This window comes from Pseudomonas sp. zfem004, from assembly GCF_032621715.1.
Taxonomy (GTDB): Bacteria; Pseudomonadota; Gammaproteobacteria; order Pseudomonadales; family Pseudomonadaceae; genus Aquipseudomonas; species Aquipseudomonas sichuanensis.
The window spans coordinates 1-18,112 of the sequence record NZ_JAVYJF010000011.1; the positions used below are offsets into that span (position 1 = coordinate 1).

14 protein-coding genes are annotated in these 18,112 nt (G+C 64.3%); 7 read left to right on the forward strand and 7 right to left on the reverse strand.

What is annotated here, in order from left to right:
* Nucleotides 1-541: 541 nt before the first annotated feature.
* Nucleotides 542-1,354 carry an exodeoxyribonuclease III gene (gene xthA / locus RTH46_RS13675; protein ID WP_153787793.1) on the reverse strand — a complete coding sequence of 271 codons (813 nt, stop codon included), beginning with the start codon at nucleotides 1,352-1,354 and terminating at the stop codon, nucleotides 542-544.
* A gap of 163 nt (nucleotides 1,355-1,517) precedes the next feature.
* Between xthA and RTH46_RS13680 the strand changes: the two genes are divergently transcribed.
* From RTH46_RS13680 to RTH46_RS13690, 3 genes are read left to right on the forward strand one after another with little or no spacing between them, the layout of a single operon-like run.
* Nucleotides 1,518-2,168: a GNAT family N-acetyltransferase gene (locus tag RTH46_RS13680; RefSeq protein ID WP_316905910.1), complete on the forward strand. Its 651-nt coding sequence runs from the start codon at nucleotides 1,518-1,520 to the stop codon at nucleotides 2,166-2,168.
* A gap of 53 nt (nucleotides 2,169-2,221) precedes the next feature.
* The gene (locus RTH46_RS13685) at nucleotides 2,222-3,964 is read left to right on the forward strand and encodes an autotransporter assembly complex protein TamA (protein ID WP_153787791.1); all 1,743 of its coding nucleotides are present in this window, start codon (nucleotides 2,222-2,224) and stop codon (nucleotides 3,962-3,964) included.
* Nucleotides 3,961-7,635 (forward strand): translocation/assembly module TamB domain-containing protein, encoded by a 3,675-nt coding sequence (locus RTH46_RS13690; RefSeq protein ID WP_316905911.1) that lies wholly within the window; start codon nucleotides 3,961-3,963, stop codon nucleotides 7,633-7,635. Before RTH46_RS13685 ends, RTH46_RS13690 begins: the two co-directional genes overlap by 4 nt.
* Before the next feature lie 77 nt (nucleotides 7,636-7,712).
* Here RTH46_RS13690 and RTH46_RS13695 read toward each other — a convergent pair whose 3' ends face one another.
* Nucleotides 7,713-8,093 carry a Mor transcription activator family protein gene (locus tag RTH46_RS13695; RefSeq protein ID WP_153787790.1) on the reverse strand — a complete coding sequence of 127 codons (381 nt, stop codon included), beginning with the start codon at nucleotides 8,091-8,093 and terminating at the stop codon, nucleotides 7,713-7,715.
* Between the two features lie 485 nt (nucleotides 8,094-8,578).
* Here RTH46_RS13695 and RTH46_RS13700 point away from each other — a divergent pair, with 485 nt between their 5' ends.
* Nucleotides 8,579-8,767, forward strand: coding sequence for a hypothetical protein (locus RTH46_RS13700; protein ID WP_153787789.1), 189 nt, complete (start codon nucleotides 8,579-8,581; stop codon nucleotides 8,765-8,767).
* Nucleotides 8,768-8,803: 36 nt separating this feature from the next.
* Here RTH46_RS13700 and RTH46_RS13705 read toward each other — a convergent pair whose 3' ends face one another.
* Nucleotides 8,804-9,166, reverse strand: a complete 363-nt coding sequence (locus RTH46_RS13705; RefSeq protein WP_153787788.1) for a fe2+ zn2+ uptake regulation protein — start codon at nucleotides 9,164-9,166, stop codon at nucleotides 8,804-8,806.
* A gap of 207 nt (nucleotides 9,167-9,373) precedes the next feature.
* Here RTH46_RS13705 and RTH46_RS13710 point away from each other — a divergent pair, with 207 nt between their 5' ends.
* The gene (locus RTH46_RS13710; protein ID WP_316905912.1) at nucleotides 9,374-11,686 is read left to right on the forward strand and encodes an acylase; all 2,313 of its coding nucleotides are present in this window, start codon (nucleotides 9,374-9,376) and stop codon (nucleotides 11,684-11,686) included.
* Between the two features lie 138 nt (nucleotides 11,687-11,824).
* Here RTH46_RS13710 and RTH46_RS13715 read toward each other — a convergent pair whose 3' ends face one another.
* Both RTH46_RS13715 and RTH46_RS13720 read right to left on the reverse strand, forming a co-directional pair.
* Nucleotides 11,825-12,547 carry a UDP-2,3-diacylglucosamine diphosphatase gene (locus RTH46_RS13715; RefSeq protein WP_153787786.1) on the reverse strand — a complete coding sequence of 241 codons (723 nt, stop codon included), beginning with the start codon at nucleotides 12,545-12,547 and terminating at the stop codon, nucleotides 11,825-11,827.
* On the reverse strand, nucleotides 12,544-13,047 hold the full coding sequence (locus RTH46_RS13720) for a peptidylprolyl isomerase (protein ID WP_153787785.1): 504 nt from the start codon (nucleotides 13,045-13,047) through the stop codon (nucleotides 12,544-12,546). Before RTH46_RS13720 ends, RTH46_RS13715 begins: the two co-directional genes overlap by 4 nt.
* 261 nt (nucleotides 13,048-13,308) lie before the next feature.
* On the opposite strand from RTH46_RS13720, the gene RTH46_RS13725 reads away from it, so the two are divergent.
* Complete coding sequence (locus RTH46_RS13725) at nucleotides 13,309-15,012, forward strand: glutamine--tRNA ligase/YqeY domain fusion protein (RefSeq protein ID WP_153787784.1); 1,704 nt, start codon at nucleotides 13,309-13,311, stop codon at nucleotides 15,010-15,012.
* 9 nt (nucleotides 15,013-15,021) lie between these two features.
* A complete protein-coding gene (cysS, locus tag RTH46_RS13730) occupies nucleotides 15,022-16,404 on the forward strand; it encodes a cysteine--tRNA ligase (protein WP_153787783.1) in 1,383 nt (460 codons plus the stop codon).
* A gap of 127 nt (nucleotides 16,405-16,531) precedes the next feature.
* Here the strand turns inward: cysS and RTH46_RS13735 are convergent, their stop codons facing one another.
* Both RTH46_RS13735 and RTH46_RS13740 read right to left on the reverse strand, forming a co-directional pair.
* On the reverse strand, nucleotides 16,532-17,137 hold the full coding sequence (locus RTH46_RS13735; protein ID WP_125858835.1) for an START domain-containing protein: 606 nt from the start codon (nucleotides 17,135-17,137) through the stop codon (nucleotides 16,532-16,534).
* 89 nt (nucleotides 17,138-17,226) lie between these two features.
* Entirely contained in the window at nucleotides 17,227-18,063 is an 837-nt protein-coding gene (locus tag RTH46_RS13740) for a bifunctional allantoicase/(S)-ureidoglycine aminohydrolase (protein WP_125464268.1), read from the reverse strand.
* Nucleotides 18,064-18,112 lie beyond the last annotated feature (49 nt).

Below are 18,112 nucleotides of genomic sequence, written 5' to 3' on the forward strand. Positions count from 1 at the left end.
GGGAGCTCAGGATTGCAATCGCTGGCAAGCCAGCTCCCACAAGTAAATGCCAAACTTTAAGGCTTGCGCTGTACCTGTGGGAGCCGGCTTGCCGGCGATAGGGCCAGAATAAACAACACATAAACAACAGCCAAACTCAGATAGCCGTATCACTGCTCTTGCTCTTGCTCTTGCTCTTGCTCTTGCTTCTAAGCGCGCGATAGTCCAGGCAACACAAATTGCGACTTCAGGAGGCCGAGTGGAGGTGACTGGAGGGCCCAGGTGCGCAGCACCCTTCGGCGTAAGCCGAAGGCGCGAGATGTAGACTTAGCAAGTCGGAGGCCGCGCGGGCCCGGAAGGCACCGGAGCGAGGGGACCCCGGAGCGCAGCGCAGGGGCCGTATGATGGAGCGGGCGGCTTTGCCTACTTTGGCCAAGACCAAAGTAGGCCGCCGTAAGGGCGGAAAGGTGACTAAAAGTCGACATCGCCGCCGAGTGCGCATACATCTATCAAAACCAACACACTAGGCCCCGAACCCGAACCCGAACCCGAACCCGAACCCTCACCCCAACTCAAGCCAAATCGGCGCATGATCCGAAGGCTTCTCCATCCCCCGCAGCTCATAGTCAATCCCCGCCGCCTTGACCCGAGGCAGCAACCCCTGCGAAGCCATGATCAAGTCGATCCGCAGCCCACGCTTGGGCTCATCCTCGAACCCCCGGCTGCGATAGTCGAACCAGCTGAACTGATCAGCCACTTCCGGGTGCAGATGGCGGAACGTGTCGACCAGCCCCCAGCCCTTGAGCCGCTCCATCCACTCGCGCTCTTCAGGCAGGAAACTGCACTTGCCAGTCTTCAACCAGCGCTTGGCGTTGTCCGCTCCGATGCCGATGTCGCAATCCTGCGGCGAAATGTTCACATCACCCATCACCAGCAGCGGCTGGTCATTCTTGAACTGGTTCTCCAGCAACACCTGCAAGTCGCTGTAGAAGCGTTGCTTGGCCGGGAACTTGGTGGGGTGGTCGCGGCTCTCGCCCTGGGGGAAGTAGCCATTCATTACCGTGATCGGCGTGCCGTTACGGTCGGCGAAGGTGCCCCAGATGAAGCGGCGCTGGGCATCCTCCTCATCACTGGCGAAACCCTTGGACAGCGACAGCGGCTTCTCCCGAGACAGCAGCGCCACGCCGTAGTGGCCCTTCTGGCCATGGTAATGCACGTGGTAGCCGAGCGCCTCGACTTCAGCCAGCGGGAACTGCTCGTCGCTGACCTTGGTTTCCTGCAGGCCGATCACGTCCGGCTGGTGCTTGTCGATCAGCGCCGCCAGCTGGTGCGGGCGGGCGCGCAGGCCATTGATGTTGAACGAGACGACTTTCATGGAAAGACAATCCTGGTAAAAGCCACGAATGCTAGCCGACATCGCCGGCGGCGGCCAGCGTGGCGACCCAGGGTTGGCGCTGCTAACGTGCTGTGGGAGCTGAACGATATGCGGTGCAGTCACTCCAAGGCACTGCACGCCCATTCCAGGAGGACCGCCCGCGATGCCCGACGCCCCAGCCGCACCAGCCCGGATCTGCCTGCTCGACGAAGGCTACGCTCGCGAGGCTCGCTCGCTGCTGTACCACGCCTACCGCCATGAACCGACCTTTGCCTGGCTGTTCGAAGCCCAGCGCCCTGGCTATGAACAGCGCCTGCGGGTGCTGGTGCGCGAATGGCTGCGCCAGCACTTCTACCTGCAGCTGCCGGCGATCGGCCTGCTGCTGGAAGACCGCCTGGTCGGGATCGCGCTGATCGTGCCGCCGCAACGTCGGCTGGGTGTGGCTGACAGCTGGGCATGGCGCCTGCGCATGATGCTCGGCACCGGTCTGCGCTGCACACGACGCTATCTGGACTACCAGGCTGCGCTGGCTGGCTGCCTGCCGAGCGGGCAGGTGCATGTACTGCCGCTGCTGGGTGTGCACCCGCAGTTCCAGGGGCAGCACTACGGCGAACAGTTGCTGCAAGCAGTGCACGACTGGTGCGCCGATGACCCGACCACCCAGGGCGTGGTGCTGGATACCGGCAATGCACACTACCTGGCCTTTTATGAGCGCCAGGGCTATCAGGAGATCGGCGAGGTCGCGGTAGGGCCGATCCGCGAAAGGGTGTTCTTCCATCCCAATCCGGAGTCGTCCGGGGCGACAGTTGTGTGACCGGTATTGACAGGCGGCACCCTTGACCGGCTCGCTCTGGTAGCATGCGCCGCATGACGTATTCAGGAAGACTCTGCTGGGGCCTGCTGTTGCTGGCCGCCAGCTCCATGGCATGGGCGCAGAGCGAGCTGCTGGTCCGGGTGAAACCCGCCAACAAGCCGCTCAAGGCCAATATCGAAGGTTATATCGGCAGCCTCGGCGAGCGCGATGAAGAAGCGCTGCTGCGTTTCAGTCGCGGCGCCGAGGAGCAGACACGCAAGGCGGCGCAGGCGCTGGGTTATTACCAGGCGCGCATCGACAGCGAAGTAAAGGCGCCGAGTGACAAGGACAAACCCCCGCAACTGATCATCCGCGTCGAACCGGGTGAGCCGGTACGCCTGCGCAACGTGACGGTGCGCATCGAAGGGCCGGCCAGCGAAATGCAGGCATTTCGCATCCCCGACAGCAAGGCGCTGCGCCCCGGCGAGCAACTCAATCATGGGCACTACGAAGATGCCAAGCGACTGATCCTCAACCAGGCGTCGCGCTATGGCTTTTTCAGTGGTCGCTTCACACGCCAGCGCCTGGCAGTCGACCCCCAGGCCGGCGTCGCCGACATCGAACTGATCTACCTGAGCGGGCCACGCTATCGCCTGGGGGCGGTGCACTTCGGCGGTGACACGCCCCTGGACCAGGACCTGCTGCAGCGCATGGTGCAGTTCCAGCCGGGCACCCCTTACGACTCGGAGTTGATCGCCGAACTCAACAACGACCTGCAATCGAGCGGCTATTTCGAAGGCGTACGGGTGGATGCCGCGCCGACCGCCGCCGTGGGCGAAGACATTCCCGTCGAAGTTCGCCTCGACACGCGTAAACCCCGCACCATGGGCCTGGGCCTGGGTTTTTCGACCGACGTCGGCCCACGTGCCAAGGCCAACTGGACCCGCCACTGGGTCAACCCGCAAGGCCATAGCTACGGTTGGGAGACCGAACTGTCGGCACCCCGGCAGAACGTCGGCCTGTGGTACGACATCCCGCTCGATCCACCGCTCACCGACAAGTTGCGTTTTGCTGGCGGCTACCAGAACGAGGACATCGCCGGCACCGACACGCTGAGCAAGCTGCTGACCGTCGGTCCGGAATGGCACAGCAAGCTTCCCAGCGGTTGGCAGCGGGTGATCTCGCTCAAGTACCAACGCGAAGAATATCGCCTGGGTGACGACTCGGGACTGAGCAACCTTTTGATGCCAGGGGTGAGTTTTGCCTACTTGCGCAGCGACAACCGGATAGATCCGCACCAGGGCTATCGGCTGCAGTTCGACCTGCAGGCGGCCAAGGAGGGGCTGGGTTCGGATGCCAACCTGGTGCACGGCAATGTGCTGCTCAAAGGCCTGACCACACTCGGCCATAACCACCGCTTCCTCGGTCGCGTGCAGTTCGGCGGCAGCGCCACCAACGGCTACCAGCAGAACATCCCACCGTCGCTGCGCTTCTTCGCCGGTGGCGACCAGAGCGTGCGTGGCTACGACTACCAGTCGCTGTCGCCGGAGAACAACAAGGGCGACCGCATCGGTGGTCGCTACCTGGTGGCCGGCAGTGCCGAATATCAGTACTCGATCGCCGAAAAATGGCGCCTGGCAACCTTCATCGACCAGGGCAACTCGTTCAACAACCTGGAACTGCCCAGCCTCAAGACCGGTGTCGGCATCGGCGTGCGCTGGGTTTCGCCGGTAGGGCCGCTGCGCCTGGACCTGGCCCACGCGCTGGATGACGACGGTGGTTTTCGTTTGCACTTTTCCATGGGGCCCGAGCTGTGATACGTGTGTTCAGAACCCTCTTGCTGGTTATCAGCATTTTGTTGCTGCTGATCGCCTTGGCGCTGGGCCTGGTGCTGGGTACCCAGGCGGGCAGCCGTTGGGTAATGGGACTGGTGCCGGGGCTTGAGGTCAGCGACTTCGAAGGGCGCCTGGGTGGCACTTGGCAAGCCAGCCAACTGCGCTGGGTTGACGGCGAGAGCCGGGTCGAGCTGCAAGCCCCGCAGCTGGCCTGGTCCCCGACCTGCCTGTTGCGCGCCACCCTGTGCATCGAGCGTCTGCAGGCCGAGCGCATCGACATGGCCTTCGCCCCTGGCGACAGCGAGCCCGACAGCGGCCCGCTGCAACTGCCGGCGCTGAACCTGCCGCTGGCCATCGAACTGGGCGAGGTCAAGGTCGGCCAGCTTCGGCTTGATGGCAGCGAGCTGCTGGGCAATCTGCAACTGGCTGCGCACTGGACCACGGCCGGCCTGAGGGTCGACAGCCTGCAATTGCGGCGCGACGACTTGCACCTTGAACTGAAGTGCGAGCTGCAACCGCAAGGCAACTGGCCGCTGCAACTGCAAGGTACCTTGCAGCTGCCGTCCGTGGACGGCCAACCCTGGCAGTTGGCGTTGAGCGCCAAGGGTGAGCTGCAACAGACTCTGACACTGGACGCCACCAGCAGCGGCTACCTCGATGCCCGCTTGAACGGCGAGCTGCAGGCCCTGGCCGAACACCTGCCGGCGAAGCTGAGCCTGCGTGCCGAGGCGTTCAAGCCCGCCGCCAGCCTGCCCGACACCCTGCAACTCAACCAGCTCAGGCTCGACGCCCAGGGCGACCTGCTCAAGGGCTACCAGCTCTCCGGTGCGGCCACGCTGCCGGCGGAGCAGGGCCCGGTGGGTCTGGTGCTGGCCGGCAAGGTGGACGCCAAGGGCGCCCGGCTCGATGCCCTGGACCTCAATGCCAGCGATACCCAGCGCGTCAAGCTGCAGGCCAGTGCCGACTGGCAGCAGGGCTTGAGCGCTGACGCCAGCATCGACTGGCTCGATTTTCCCTGGTTGCGCCTGTACCCCCTCGAGCAACCGCCGCAGGTGACCCTCAAGCGCTTCAATGCCCAGGTGCAGTACCGCGATGGCAACTACAAGGGCGTGTTCAACGGTGACCTGGATGGCCCGGCCGGTGCCTTCACCGTCGCCAGCCCGTTCGACGGTGACCTTGGCCAGGTGCGCTTGCCGCAGCTGGCGCTGAGTGCAGGGCAGGGCAAGGCAACCGGTAGCGTCGCCTTGCGCTTTGCCGACACCCTGGCCTGGGATGTCGACCTGCAGCTGGCAGCGCTCGACCCGGCCTATTGGCTGGCCGAGCTGCCCGGTACCCTGGCCGGGCCATTGCGCAGCCAGGGCGAGCTGAAGAACCAGCAATTGCAGCTCAAGGCGCAGCTCGACCTCAAGGGGCGCCTGCGTGGCCAGCCAGCCGTGCTCAAGGTGGATGCCGACGGCAAGGGCGACCATTGGACCCTGGGCAGCCTCGCGGTGCAGCTGGGCGAAAACCGCATCAACGGCAGCGGCAGCCTGCAGCAGCGCCTGGCCGGGCGTGTCGACCTCGACCTGCCGCGGCTTGGCCAGCTCTGGCCGCAGTTGCAGGGCCAGGTCAAGGGCCGCCTGGACCTGGCGGGCACTCTCGCAGCGCCCCAGGGCAGCCTCACGCTGCACGGCCAGCAACTGGCGCAGGCCGACAACCGTGTACAGCGGCTGGACCTCGAGGCGCGCCTGGACAATGCCCAGCGTGGGCAGCTCACGCTCAAGGCCGGCGCTATCCGCCTGGGCGATACCCCGTTGGGCAACCTGGATGTGCAGGGCAAGGGCGATATCCGCCAGCAAGCTGCCACCCTGGCGCTCGATGGCCCGCAGCTCAAGCTCGACCTGGCGCTCGACGGCACCCTCGGCAAGGGCGACTGGCGCGGTCGCCTGGCCAGCGGACGTATCCAGGCCGGTGGCCAGGACTGGCAACTGCAAGCCCCGGCGCGCCTGCAGCGTCTGGCCAGCGGTCAGCTGGACTTCGGTGGCCATTGCTGGCGCGCAGGCCAGGCTAGCCTGTGTGGCGAGGACCAGCGCCTGGCACCGGAGCCGCGCCTGCGCTACCACCTCAAGCAGTTCCCGCTGGACAGCCTGGCGCAGTGGCTGCCCAAGGACTTCGCCTGGCAGGGGCTGCTCAATGCCGACATCAACCTCGATATCCCGGCCAGCGGCCCCAAGGGCAGTATTCGTATCGATGCCGGCGGCGGCACCCTGCGCGTGCGTGACAAGGGGCGCTGGGTCGATTTTCCCTACCAGGTTCTGCGCCTGGACAGCACCCTGGCACCGCGTCGGGTGGACACCCGCCTGGACTTTCGTGGCGAGCGCCTGGGGGAGCTGACCCTCGACACCCGCCTTGATCCGCTTGGGCGCAACAAGCCGCTGACCGGCGAGTTCCGCCTGGCCGGACTGGAGCTGTCGGTGGCCCGGCCGTTCCTGCCGATGGTCGAGCGCCTGGCCGGCCAGCTCAATGGCAGCGGGCGCCTGTCGGGCAGCCTGTTGGCACCGCAGGTCAACGGCAACCTGGCGTTGAGCGGCGGTGAAGTCAGTGGCGCAGAGTTGCCGGTGAGCCTGCAGGCACTTTCACTGCAGGCGCTGATCGCCGGCGAGCAGGTGCAACTCAAGGGCGACTGGCGCAGTGGCGACGCCGGGCGTGGCGAGCTGGCCGGGCAGATGACCTGGGGGCAGGCGCTGGCCATGGAGTTGCGCCTGAGCGGCCAGCAGCTGCCCGTCACCGTCGAGCCCTACGCGGTGCTCGAGGTTGCGCCCGACCTGGTCATCCGCCTGGTCGACGACAAACTGGCAGTAACCGGCAAGGTGCTGGTGCCCAAGGGCAAGATCACCGTGCGTGAACTGCCACCGTCGACGGTGCAGGTATCCGACGACACGGTGATCGTTGGCCACCAGACGCAAGAGGGCAAGCCGCCCATGGCGGTGGCGATGGACATCGACGTCGAGGTCGGCCGCGACAAGCTGTCGTTCAGTGGTTTCGGCCTCACCGCCAACCTGCTCGGCCACGTGCACATCGGTGACAATCTCGATACCCGCGGGGAGCTGAGCCTGGCCGATGGTCGCTACCGTGCCTATGGCCAGCGCCTTACCATCCGCCGGGCGCGCCTGCTGTTCGCGGGGCCCATCGACCAGCCGTACCTGGATATCGAAGCGATTCGGCAGGTGGATGATGTGATTGCCGGTATCCGCCTGAGCGGCAGCGCCGAACAACCCACCACCAAGGTGTTTTCGGAGCCGGCGATGAGCCAGGAGCAGGCGTTGTCCTATCTGGTGCTGGGGCGGCCACTGGGAGCGTCGGGTGAAGACAGCAACATGTTGGCCGAGGCGGCGTTGGGCCTGGGTTTGGCGGGCAGTGCGGGGATCACTGGCAGCCTGGCGTCGAACCTGGGGATCGAAGATTTCCAGCTCGACACCGAGGGCTCGGGCACCAGCACCAGTGTGGTCGCCAGCGGCAACCTGAGCGAGCGGCTGAGCCTGCGTTACGGTGTGGGAGTGTTCGAGCCTGCCAATACCATTGCCCTGCGCTACAAACTGAGCAAGAAAGTCTACCTGGAGGCCGCCAGCGGCCTGGCCAGCTCGTTGGACATTTTCTACAAGCGCGACTTCTGACTGTTCGGGCTCGTCCGCGCCAGCTGCCAGTGGCTGGGCGCGGACGCCTCTGGTCGTTTCATTCATCCGTTCAACGCTTAGCGAGCCTGGCAGTCCTGGCGCCGAATGTTGCCGATCTGTCGCAGGCTAAGCCCGTATTTGTCGGCCAGCAGGCTGCGTGACAGGCCGTTGGCGCTTTCCTTCTGAATCTGCTGGTTGCGCAGTTGGCGCTGAAAGTGGTCGGCCTTGGGGATTTCCAGAGCCAGGCCGGCAAAGCGCTTGATCAACGCGTCGAGCGCTTCGGGCGGCAAGACATCTGCCAATTTGGTTCGTGAGCGGTGCTTGGGGATGTATTTGGGACGCCCGCCGAACGCACAGGTGAGCCGATAGGCATTTTCGAGGCCGATGCATTCGATCAGAACCTGCAGTGATTGGGGCAGTTGGGTAACTTCGATGTTGTTGAGGTCTGGCATATCCACGCAAAGCATCCTTGAACTGTGGGATCGTTTGACGCGGGGCCTTTGCATAGACCGCGCATCGAGGGTTGCCATGGCGCGGCTGGGCGCTTGGCTGGCCTCGATTTTCAAACAGCATCAGAAAGGGTCGCTAGGCGCGAATCGGACCGGTGCTTGTAGCCTTGTCGGCACGACGATTGAAAGCAATCGCGATAATTGATGTATGAAAAATCTTCACCCTTGCGCTACAGGCCCCAAAAGTCCTAGAGAAGACCTTCCATGGTGGCAGTTTGGGTGGGTCACCCCAAGCAATTGCAAGGGAACAGTATTCCCAGGGATCCGGGCGTCGACCGGCAAGGTGATTTTGCGTCAGGCCAGCAGCGAATCTGCTGCTGCGGGGAGGCGTGCGTCGTAGGTTGGCAGGAATATCAGCGTAGGAAATGGCGGCGAGGTATCATGACGCCGGCTCCAAGGGAGCCTCATGTCCCCGATGTCGCAAGGAACTCCCGATGACACATGTGCAGCGCCTGAAATATTCGATCCTGATCATCCTGGTGGTACTGGGGATCATGCTCGGCCTGAGTCACCTGCAGAAGCAGGGCACCATCAGCGAGCAGACATTCCAGTACATCGCCATCGCCGTTGCGGTGGTCGTGGTGGTGATCAACGGGATCCTGCGGCGCAAGGTCAAGCCCTGAGGCGGGCCGGCCGGCAGATCATGGCCGGCCGTACGCTCAACGCAAGGTAGGCTGCTCGAGTACGGCGCGGGCCTGGGGCTCGAGGCTGTAGCACTTGTCGTTGCCCAGGCTGATGACACCTTCGGTGCACAGCCGCTTGAGCACCTCACGCACGCTGAGGAACGACAACGGAATGTCCAGCTGCTCAAGGTGCGCGTGGACACCGCGCACGCCAATACTGCGGCCGTTGCGATCGGCGCTGTGCAGGGCGTCGATGACTTTGAGGCGGATCAGGCTGGTACGCAGCCCGTAGACACGCAGCAGCTCGCGAATCTGCTCGTTGCCGGTGCGCACTTCCTGTACGCAGGGCGTGCTGACCGGGCTGTGCGTCGCCGGCAGCGCGGGGTGTGGGTTATGCATGCGAATGCTCCTTTTCATCGACCGCAGCGGATTCATCGTTGTTGCCTCTCTCACCTATTAAGACGAACGAGAACGGCAAAACTGCAGTCCCTCGGTAAAAAAATCTGAAATGCCTTGTTGAAGACGTTGCAGCAGGCAAGAGGGCGTAAAATTTTCATCCGGCCATTCGTCTGATCGGGATAACCCCCGATTGCACGAGGAGTGCCTGTGATCCCTCTTTCGCGTCCTACCCTGCGCCTTGGCCTCGCCGCCGCCCTGGTTGCCTCGAGCCTGCTGGCGCAGGCGCGCGAGGCTACCGGCGAAGCCTCTGCGCAGATCCGTCGCACCAGCTTCGGTGTGCCGCACATCCTGGCCAATGACGAGCGTGGCCTGGGCTATGGCATCGGCTATGCCTACGCCCAGGACAATCTGTGCCTGCTGGCCAACGAGGTGCTGACGGTCAACGGCGAGCGCTCCCGCTATTTCGGTGCTGACGGCAAGACCGTGGAGCAACGCGACAACCTCGCCAGCGACCTGTTCTTCACCTGGCTCAACAACCCCATTGCAGTCAACGGCTTCCTGCAGGCACAGCCGGCAGCAGTGCGCGACCTGCTGGACGGCTATGCCCGCGGCTACAACCGCGCCCTGGGTGAGCGGCGGGCTCAGGGCCTGCCCGCCGAGTGCGGGGCGGGCGACTGGGTGCGGCCGATCACCAGCCTGGACCTGGTCAAGTTGACCCGGCGCCTGTTGGCCGAAGGTGGCCTAGGCCAGTTCGCCGAGGCCGTGGTGGCGGCGACCCCGCCCAACCTTGCGGCGCAGCGGCCCACGGTCGACTACAGCGTGGCCCTGGCCCAGCAGCAACGGTTCGCCATGAGCCGTGGCAGCAACGCCGTTGCGGTGGGCGCGCAGCGCTCGGCCAATGGCCGTGGCCTGTTGTTGGCCAACCCGCATTTCCCTTGGGTAGGCGGAATGCGCTTCTACCAGATGCAACTGACCATCCCCGGGCAGCTGGATGTCATGGGGGCGGCGTTGCCGGGCCTGCCGGTGGTCAACATCGGTTTCAACAAGCATCTGGCCTGGACCCACACGGTAGACACGTCGAAGCATTTCACCGTGTATCGCCTGCAACTCGACCCGAAAGACCCGACCCGCTACCTGGTCGATGGCCAGTCGCTGCCGCTTGAGCAGCAGAAGGTCAGCGTCACGGTGAAAGGCGAGGGCGGCGCGCTGCAGCAGGTCGAACGGCCCATCTACCTGTCGAAGTTTGGCCCCGTGGTGCAGTGGCCCGGCCGACTGGACTGGGACAATCAGGCGGCCTACGCGCTGCGTGACGCCAACCTGGAAAACACCCGGGTGCTGCAGCAGTGGTATCGGATCAACCGCGCCGACAGCCTTGGCGCGTTGCAAGCGTCGGTGGCGCAGTTGCAGGGCATCCCCTGGGTCAACACCCTGGCGGTCGATGCAGCGGGGCAGGCACTGTACCTGAATCAGTCAGTGGTGCCCTATGTCGATGAAGAGCTGCTGGCCCGTTGCGGCAACCCTGGCGTCACCGAGCCGGTGGTGGTGCTGGACGGCTCGCGCAGTGCCTGCCAGTGGAAGGTCGACGCCCAGGCCGCACAACCGGGGATCTTCCCGGCGCGCCTGCAACCTAGCCTGGTGCGTGGTGACTTCGTGCAGCACTCCAATGACTCGGCCTGGTTGGCCAACCCCGCTGCGCCATTGGCCGGTTTCTCGCCGCTGCAAAGCCGCGCCGAACAACCGCTGGGCATGCGCAGCCGCTTCGCCCTGCAGCGCCTGCAAGGTAGCGCCAAGCTGGACGGCGATGCCCTGAAGCGCATGGTTTTCGATGATGAGGTCTACCTGGCCAGCCTGCTGTTGCCCGACCTGCTGCAATGGTGCAAAGGCGCGCCGGCGGATGTCGCGGCGGTATGCGCCAGCCTGCAGGTCTGGAATGGCAAGGCTGACCTGGAGGCCGGCATCGGCCTGGTGCACTTCGAGAACATCGCCGGCGCGCTGGCCGAACACCGCGAGAGCTGGCGAGTGGCGTTCGATCCGGCCGATCCACTGCATACGCCTCGTGGCCTGGCAGTGGAGCAGGCGGCGGTGGGCAAACTGTTGCACCAGGCTGCACTGGCCTCGTTGGCCCAGGTTGGCGAAGCCGGCATTGCTTCCGATCAGCGTTGGGGGCAGATCCAGCAGGCCAGCGATGGTACGCCGGTGCCTGGCGGTCCGCAGGAGTTGGGGGTGTATAACGCCATGCTCAGTGTGCCGGTTGCACCGGGCAAGCGCCTGGTGGTCAGCGGCTCCAGCTACCTGCAGGTGGTCAGCTTTACCGAGCAGGGGCCGCAGGCACAGGGTTTGTTGGCGTTTTCGTTGTCCAGCGAGGCGGCTTCGGCCCACGCCGGTGACCAGACCCGCGCCTTTGCGGCCAAGCAGCTGTCAGCGATCCCGTTCACCGAGGCGCAGATCAAGGCGGATCCGCAGTATCGGCAGTATGTGATCAGCGAGAAGGACAGGGCGGCGGTGGTCAGCGCCCAGTAAGGCTCGCCGGCTTTCACTGTAGGAGCGGCCTTGTGCCGCGAAAGGGCTGCAACGCAGCCCCTGGCTTTTAAATCGCCGGGGCCGCTTCGCGGCCCTTTCGCGGCGCAAGGCCGCTCCTACAGGAGGAGGTCCATAGCGTCAGGCGAAATCGAACGGGGCCAGTTGAAAGCCCTGTTCATCCACCTGCAGCGTCCAGCCACGCCGGTCCCAGTCACCGAGCACGATCCGCCGCGCCGGTTGTCCATCGACCACCAGCTTGTGGATCGCCGGGCGGTGCGTGTGGCCATGCACCAGGGTGCGTACGCCATGGGCGGCCATCACCTTGGGCACTTCCTCCGGGGTCACGTCGACGATCTCGGTGGCCTTCATGCGGGTCTGCGAGCGGCTTTCACTGCGCAGCTTGCGTGCCAGTTTGTGCCGCGTGGACAGCGGCAGGTGCCGCAGGATCCACAGCGTCAGCGGATTGCGCAGGTAGCGGCGCAGCTTCATGTAGGCCACGTCGCGGGTGCACAGGGTATCGCCATGCATCAGCAATACCTGCTCGCCACCCAGCTCGACCACGCTGGGGTCGGCCAGCAGGGTGCAGCCGGCGGCTTCGCAGAACGCCTGGCCGATAAGGAAGTCGCGGTTGCCGTGCATCAGGTACACCGCCGTGCCGCTGTCGCTCAGTTGGCGCAGGGCCTGGCAGATCGACTGCTGGAACGGGGTCATGGCATCGTCGCCGATCCACGCCTCGAAGAAGTCGCCAAGGATGTACAGCGCCTTGGCGTGACGGGCGCGGCCGTCGAGCAGATCAAGAAACGCCCGGACAATGTCCGGGCGTTCTTCTTGCAGGTGCAGATCGGAGATCAGCAGAATCACTCAATGATCTCGGCTTTCTCGATGATCACGTCTTCTTTCGGTACGTCCTGGTGGCCAGCCTTGGAACCGGTGGCGACTTTTTCGATGGCGTCGACAACTTCGGTGCCCTCGGTCACTTTACCGAACACGGCGTAGCCCCAGCCCTGGACATTCTTGCCGCTGTGGTTGAGGAAGTCGTTGTTGGAAGCGTTGATGAAGAACTGCGCGGAGGCCGAGTGCGGCTCCATGGTACGGGCCATGGCGATGGTGTACTTGTCGTTCTTCAGGCCGTTGTCGGCTTCGTTCTGGATGCTGGCGCGCTTGTCGCGCTTTTCGTTCATGCCTGGCTCGAAACCGCCGCCCTGGATCATGAAGCCCTTGATCACACGGTGGAACACGGTGTTGCTGTAGTGGCCGGCTTCAACGTAAGCCAGGAAGTTGGCAACGGTGATCGGGGCTTTTTCGGCGTTCAGTTCGATGACGATGTCGCCGTGGTTGGTGCTCAGTTTGACTTTGGACATGCTTAAGTTCGCTCTCAAGGCATCGGAAATAGGGGGCGCAGGGCGCTCGGGTTAGCTGACGCAGGATCAGCAGGCCGCGGCACATGCCACAAGGTGCACGGCGGCCATTCTGCCGGTTTAGACCGGCGGCTGCGACAAATAGCTGCGCAAATCGCGTCAGTTTGTCTGCGCCCGGCTGTCAGCAGCTTGACTGCTTCGGCTATGATAGGCCCTTTGTTTCAATCGGCCTACCCAGGCCAGCTACCTGCATTCAAGGACACTATGAGCAAGCCCACTGCCGACAACGCGCCCAACGCCGCTGCCAAAGGCGCCCCCGCCGTCCCTGTGAACTTCCTGCGGCCGATCATCCAGGCCGACCTGGACGCGGGCAAGCACAGCAGCATCGTCACCCGTTTTCCGCCAGAGCCCAACGGCTACCTGCACATCGGTCATGCCAAGTCGATCTGTGTCAACTTCGGCCTGGCCAAGGAATTCGGCGGTGTCTGCCACCTGCGCTTCGACGACACCAACCCGGCCAAGGAAGACCAGGAATACATCGACGCCATCATGAGCGACGTGAAATGGCTGGGCTTCGACTGGGCCGGCGAGGTGCGCTATGCCTCCAACTACTTCGACCAGTTGCACGACTGGGCCGTTGAACTGATCAAGCGTGGCAAGGCCTATGTCTGCGACCTGACCCCTGATCAGGCCAAGGAATACCGCGGCAGCCTGACCGAGCCGGGCAAGAACAGCCCGTTCCGCGAGCGCAGCGTCGAAGAGAACCTCGAGCTGTTCGCCCGCATGAAGGCCGGCGAGTTCAAGGACGGTGAGCGCGTGTTGCGGGCCAAGATCGACATGGCCTCGCCGAACATGAACCTGCGCGACCCGATCCTCTACCGCATCCGCCATGCCCACCATCACCAGACCGGTGACAAGTGGTGCATCTACCCGAACTACGACTTCACCCACGGGCAGTCCGATGCCATCGAAGGCATCACCCACTCGATCTGCACCCTGGAGTTCGAAGGCCACCGCCCGCTGTACGACTGGTTCCTCGACAACCTGCCGGTACCGGCGCACCCGCGCCAGTACGAGTTCAGCCGCCTGAACCTGAATTACACCATCACCTCCAAGCGCAAGCTCAAGCAGCTGGTCGACGAGAAGCACGTCAGCGCCTGGGATGACCCGCGTATGTCGACCCTGTCGGGCTTCCGCCGCCGTGGCTACACACCGGCATCGATCCGCAATTTCTGCGAAATGATCGGCACCAACCGTTCCGACGGCGTGGTCGACATGGCGATGCTCGAATTCAGCATCCGTGACGACCTCGACCGTACCGCGCCACGCGCCATGTGCGTGCTGCGTCCGCTGAAAGTGGTCATCACCAACTATCCAGAGGGCCAGGTCGAGCAGCTCGAACTGCCGCGCCACCCGAAAGAGGATATGGGCGTACGCGTCTTGCCGTTCGCCCGCGAACTGTACATCGACCGCGACGACTTCATGGAAGAGCCGCCCAAGGGCTACAAACGCCTGGAACCGGCCGGTGAAGTGCGCCTGCGCGGCAGCTACGTGATCCGCGCCGACGAGGCGATCAAGGACGCCGACGGCAACATCGTCGAGCTGCGCTGCTCGTACGATCCGGACACCCTGGGCAAGAACCCCGAAGGCCGCAAGGTCAAGGGCGTGATCCACTGGGTGCCGGCCGCAGGCAGCGTCGAGTGCGAAGTGCGCCTGTACGACCGCCTGTTCCGCTCCGCCAACCCGGAAAAGACCGAAGACGGCGGCAGCTTCCTCGACAACATCAACCCCGATTCGCTGCAGGTGCTGACCGGCTGCCGCGCCGAGCCATCGCTGGGCCAGGCCCAACCTGAAGACCGCTTCCAGTTCGAACGTGAAGGCTACTTCTGCGCCGACCTGAAAGACAGCCAGCCGGGCCGCCCGGTGTTCAACCGCACCGTCACCCTGCGTGACTCCTGGGGCAGCTGAGGAACCGCCGTGCTCAACATCTACAACACGCTGACCAAGACCAAGGAAGCCTTCAAGCCGCTCGATGGCAACAAGGTGCGCATGTACGTGTGCGGCATGACCGTGTACGACTACTGCCATCTGGGCCACGGCCGCAGCATGGTGGCCTTCGACCTGGTCACCCGCTGGCTGCGCAAGAGCGGCTATGAGCTGACCTATGTGCGCAACATCACCGACATTGACGACAAGATCATCAACCGTGCCAACGAGAACGGCGAGTCGTTCGACGCCCTGACCGCGCGCATGATCGACGCGATGCACGAGGACGAGCGCCGCCTGAGCATCCTCAAGCCCGACCTGGAGCCCCGTGCCACCGACCATATCCCCGGCATGCACGCGATGATCCAGACCCTGATCGACAAGGGTTACGCCTACGCCCCGGGTAATGGCGACGTGTACTACCGCGTCGGCAAGTTCGTCGGCTACGGCAAGCTGTCGCGCAAGAAGATCGAAGACCTGCGCATCGGCGCACGCATCGAAGTCGACGAGGCCAAGCAGGACCCGCTGGACTTCGTGCTGTGGAAGGGCGTCAAGCCGGGTGAGCCGTACTGGGATTCGCCGTGGGGCCCGGGCCGTCCGGGCTGGCACATCGAGTGCTCGGTGATGTCCACCTGCTGCCTGGGCGAGAGCTTCGACATCCATGGCGGCGGCAGCGACCTTGAGTTCCCGCACCACGAGAACGAGATCGCCCAGAGCGAGGCGGCCACCGGCAAGCAGTACGCCAACGCCTGGATGCACTGCGGCATGATCCGCATCAATGGCGAGAAGATGTCCAAGTCGTTGAACAACTTCTTCACCATCCGCGACGTGCTCGACAAGTACCACCCGGAAGTGGTGCGTTACCTGCTGGTGGCCAGCCACTACCGCAGCGCGATCAACTACTCCGAAGACAGCCTGCGTGACTCCAAAGGCGCACTGGAGCGCTTCTACCACGCCCTGCGTGGTCTGCCGCGCGTGGCGGCCAAGGGCGGTGACGAGTTCGTCGAGCGCTTCAGCGCCGCGATGAACGACGACTTCGGCACCCCTGAAGCCTGCGCCGTGCTGTTTGATCTGGTGCGCGAGATCAACCGCCTGCGTGACAGCGACCTCGAGGCTGCCGCTGGCCTGGCCGGTCGTCTGCGTGAGCTGGGCGATGTGCTGGGTGTGCTGCAACTGGAGGCCGACGACTTCCTGCGCGCAGGGGCCGAAGGCAAGGTCGACGCCGCCGAAGTGGAAGCCTTGATCCAGGCGCGCCTGCAAGCGCGGGCCGACAAGAACTGGGCCGAGTCCGACCGCATCCGCGACCAGATCACTGCCATGGGTGTGGTGCTGGAAGACAGCAAAGGCGCTACCACCTGGCGTTTGGCGGACTGAGTAGCGTCACCCCAAGGCCTGTCTTGTGACTGATCGCGGGGCAAGCCCGCTCCCACGCAGTTTTTCAGATTGCGTGGGAGCGGGCTTGCCCCGCGATGCTTTCATCGGCCCTGAATCGGTCCCGCGCTCAACGCTGGCGCTCCGCCACCGCACGCAACGTGCGCAATGTCACCACCGGCGCATCCACCACGAACCGGTTGGCCAGCCAGCCCGGTACATCGCCGGCCGGATCAGCCTGCAACTGATAGGTCACCTCTGTCCGCTTTGCACCCACCGGCTTCATGATCCATTCGCCATTGATGCGCTTTACGCGAATCAGCCCCGGCTCTTCGGGCACCCTGCCAGGGTCGGCGCTGAGGTGGCGCACCAGCGTACCGTCGTCCAGCCGCTCGGTGCTGACCTTGAGCACCATGTCCCGCGGCAGCGTCGGCCACGGCAGGTTGGTGGTGAGGTACACCCAGGTGCTGTCGCCTTCCACGTCCAGCAGGCGCATCTGCTCGCATGCATACAGCCATTTGCACGCCACCCGCAGGTTTTCCTGCAGGTCGGTGAGCGTGCGCACGCTGGCATTCATGGTGCTGACACCACGGAATTGCTGGTAGGGGGAGCCGGCGACGCTGCTCAGGTAGACGCGAATACCTTCGCGGTCATAGGCCAGCTGCCAGTCGTCGGCGGCCAGCAGCGGGGCTGGCAGCGACAGCAACAGGGCAAGCAGCAGGCGGGAGAGGGGCATGATCGGTGGCCGCAGCAAGGGCAAGCTGCAAGTATGGCCACAAAAACGAAGCCCGCCATCAAGGCGGGCTCGTGGCCATCAACCTGAACTCAACGCTGCGGGTTGAGGGTCAGGTGCACGTGGCGGTTGACGTCTTTGTACAGCAGGTAGCTGAACGGGCCCGGGCCGCCGGAGTAGCAGGCCTGCGGGCAGAAGGCGCGCAGCCACATGAAGTCGCCGGCCTCGACCTCGACCCAGTCCTGGTTCAGGCGGTACACCGCTTTACCTTCCAGGACATACAGGCCGTGTTCCATGACGTGGGTTTCGGCGAACGGGATTACGCCGCCCGGCTGGAAGGTCACGATGTTGACGTGCATGTCGTGGCGCATGTCGGCCATGTCGACGAAGCGGGTGGTCTTCCAGGCGCCTTCGGTGCCCGGCATCTCGATGACGGTGGCGTTGTCGCGGTGGGTGACGAACGACTCCGGCACCGGCAGGCCTTCGACTTTCTGGTAGTGCTTGCGCAGCCAGTGGAAGGTGACGTTGGCCTGGCTGTTGTTGCGCAGGCTCCACTCGGCGCCCGGGGCCAGGAAGGCGTAGCCGCCTGGGACCAGGGTGTGGTGCTTGCCTTCGACGGTGATGTCGATCTGGCCTTCGACCACGAACAGTACCGCTTCGGCGTTCGGGTCCAGCTCAGGGCGCTCGCTGCCGCCTTCCGGGGCGACTTCGACGATGTACTGCGAGAAGGTTTCGGCAAAACCGGTCAGCGGGCGGGCGATGACCCACATGCGCATCTTGTCCCAGAACGGCAGGTGGCTGGTGACGATGTCACGCATCACGCCCTTGGGGATGACGGCATAGGCTTCGGTGAACATGGCACGGTCAGTCAGCAGCTCGGTCTGAGCCGGGTGCCCACCGTGGGGGGCGAAGTAGGATGGTTTCGACATGAACGGTCTCGACTTGTTGTTCTCTCCCCATGCCTTTGACCACACCGGC